The organism is Periweissella beninensis (assembly GCF_016908275.1).
GTDB lineage: Bacteria > Bacillota > Bacilli > Lactobacillales > Lactobacillaceae > Periweissella > Periweissella beninensis.
In genome coordinates this window covers 1-2844 of sequence record NZ_JAFBDN010000049.1, presented here as the reverse complement: position 1 = coordinate 2844, position 2844 = coordinate 1, and the positions used below count along the sequence as shown (strand labels likewise).

The 2844-nt window shown below is 37.0% G+C and carries 2 protein-coding genes; both read left to right on the top strand.

Annotated features, from left to right (window positions below):
* Positions 1–277: 277 nt before the first annotated feature.
* Positions 278–1234 carry a protein rep gene (locus JOC59_RS09110; protein ID WP_205144435.1) on the top strand — a complete coding sequence of 319 codons (957 nt, stop codon included), beginning with the start codon at positions 278–280 and terminating at the stop codon, positions 1232–1234.
* Positions 1235–1908: 674 nt separating this feature from the next.
* On the top strand, positions 1909–2175 hold the full coding sequence (locus tag JOC59_RS09105) for a general stress protein (RefSeq protein ID WP_205144434.1): 267 nt from the start codon (positions 1909–1911) through the stop codon (positions 2173–2175).
* Positions 2176–2844: the final 669 nt, after the last annotated feature.

Below are 2844 nucleotides of genomic sequence, written 5' to 3'. Positions count from 1 at the left end.
TTATCTTGATACATATAGAAACAACAAGTTTTTTCAAAACTGCCTTTAGCCCTTGACATGACTGGCTTGAAGCGTATTATTGCTTAATAAAGAAAACAATAAAAAAACCCACGTGAGAATTCCTAGTTTGGCGACCCGGAACACGTGAGTTAATCTTCAAAATTCGTATTTACTAGACTTAGTTTAAGACTTGAGTTAGTAAGCGTCAAGCCCTTAGTTTTAGTAAACACATAAAAGATTAACTCTTCTCACGTGGCTAGTGAGAGGAGTTTTTAATTTGGCTGGTAAGAAAGTATTGCAAGATAAGGATAATTACGGGAACCAGCGACCTTGGCGGCAGAAAAAATTAGAGAGCTTACGTTATGCTGAATATTTATCGATTCTGTTATATAAAAAAGCTCATAAAGTACAGGGGTGTGCAGATGTTTTACGTTTTCGTAAAATGCTTGATGGAAATACGAAACTTTATCAGACATGGTTTTGTAAAAGTCGTTTATGTCCGCTATGTAATTGGCGTCGAAGCATGAAAAATTCTGGACAATTGAAAAAAATTCTGGCTGAGGCTCATAAACAGCAGCCCACGGGACGATTTATTTTTTTGACGCTTACGGAGCGAAATGCGGTTGATGGTGTTGATTTAAAACTACGTTTGAGGGCTTTAACTCAAGCATTTAATAAATTGATTCGTTATAAAAAAGTAGTTAAGAATTTACTAGGGTATGTTCGTTCGACTGAAATTACGACTAATGACAATGGCACTTATCATCAGCATTTACATGTTTTACTGTTTGTTAAATCTAGTTATTTTACTGGTAATGGGAATAATTATTTGTCACAGGTTAATTGGACTGATTTGTGGCAGAAGGCTCTTAGAAGCTCATATAAGCCGATTGTGAACGTCGAAGCGGTTCGGGCAAATAAATCTAAGGGAAAGTCCTCTTTGCTCGCTAGCGCGCAGGAAACAGCCAAATATCAAGTTAAGTCTGCTGATTACATGACTGACGATGATAATCGTAATCAACAGGTGATTGATGACTTGGAACAAGCCTTGGCTGGTACTCGCCAAATTGGCTATGGCGGCTTACTGAAGCGAATTAAACGGCAATTGAAATTGGACGATGCCGATAACGGTGATTTAGTGAATGTTGATGGGGAAGAATTGCCAGAACCGACTGAAGCTGAATTAATTGTGGCTAAGTGGGATCAACAACGTAAAAATTATTTGGTCTGGTAGTATTAAAAAAAGCAATCGCTTTGGATGATAAAATCCGTGGTGATTGCTTTTTGTGTAACTACTGCCTTAGCTCTGGCAAGCTAGCGAATTCTTCTTGGTTAGTAGTCACCGTCTTAAACAAATCAAGGATATCATAATTCCGTTAAGGGGTCTAAAGGCGCACTTACACACCACACAAAAATGTGGTGTCTTTTTTACAAACTGTCTTAGATTTCGCTTCACTCAAACTAAAAAAATGAGCCGACAGTGTCGGCGTCCAAGCCCTTGTGATAACTGCAATATTTAGTCCTAGGAAAATGCTACAATTTCTTATTGTAATATTTGTGCAAAATCGGGGGTGTAGTAGCAAAATTCTAGGATACTTAGGCCGGCTAAATGCTGTTAAATCGGGATTCTTAATTTTGGAAAAAACAACTAAAAAAGCATGGTTCAAAAATTAAGTTTAGTCGTTTGGTAGATTGTAAAAAAAGCTATGTTTATTGAACTTATCATTTTAGTTAGTTAGGAAAAAAATTCTCTTTTACTTTTAATGTCTCAAACTCATTACATTTATATGACGTTTTCTTCCGAGAAGCCCTCTTGTTTGCTTAAAAAAATTATCTTGATACTATAGTGTTAGTAGAAGAAATTGTTATTAAGCAGATACAAATACTCAATATTAAAGGAGGATTTTTATGGCTGAAAAAGATAACGAAAAAATGAGCAGAGAAGAAGCTGGACGCAAGGGTGGAGAAGCTACTTCAAATAATCATGGTGACGAATTCTACAAAGAAAATGGTGAAAAAGGTGGAGAAGCCACTTCTGAATCTCATGACAAAGATTTTTATGAAAAAATCGGAAAAAAGGGTGGAGAAGCCACTTCCGAATCTCACGACAAAGATTTTTATGAAAAAATCGGAAAAAAAGGCGGAAAAGCCAATTCTGATGGAGATAATAATTAAACACGTAAACGGTAAAAATAATCTGCAAGATTTTTTCTACTAGTTACAAAAAGAGATCCTTTTAAGGATCTTTTTTTGTGCTTTCTATTATTACAGTAGTAAATATCTATTCACCGCATTAAATCTGATCCTTAACAAAAAGTAGAACTCCTTATAAAATACACGAATACTAGTAAAAATCCCGTATTAAATTAAAAGAAGCACAGTTTGTGTGTATCAATTGAAAGAATATAAATGACTTAGATTAAAATTACACTTTTTAGTTTGCACTTCTTCGAACTTAATCCTTGCATCACGTTGCAACTAAAAGCGGGTACGAGCTGGTAGTCAACGGTACCGGAACGACCAATGGGAGCGAGGATAAGGAGTTGACTAGCTAACTAAACCCCGACACTGAATTGGCTGAAAGCCAAAGTTTCTTAAACTTTGCTTTCCTGCCCTCACGGCGAGTGATGGGGTGAGTATGAGCGGGAGCCCCCGCTCATGTTTCACGGTCAAGCTGGTTCAGCTTGGTCGGGGTTCGGGGCGACAGCGCCCGAGGGGTTGAAACTGGCGTTTTTTTGCCAGTTTCCTCTTATCTTGATACATATAGAAACAACAAGTTTTTTCAAAACTGCCTTTAGCCCTTGACATGACTGGCTTGAAGCGTATTATTGCTTAATAAAGAAA

What these genes read in the sequence shown, in the direction of transcription:
- JOC59_RS09105 (WP_205144434.1), top strand. Translation starts at nt 1,909, where the DNA reads ATGGCTGAAAAAGATAACGAAAAAATGAGCAGAGAAGAAGCTGGACGC.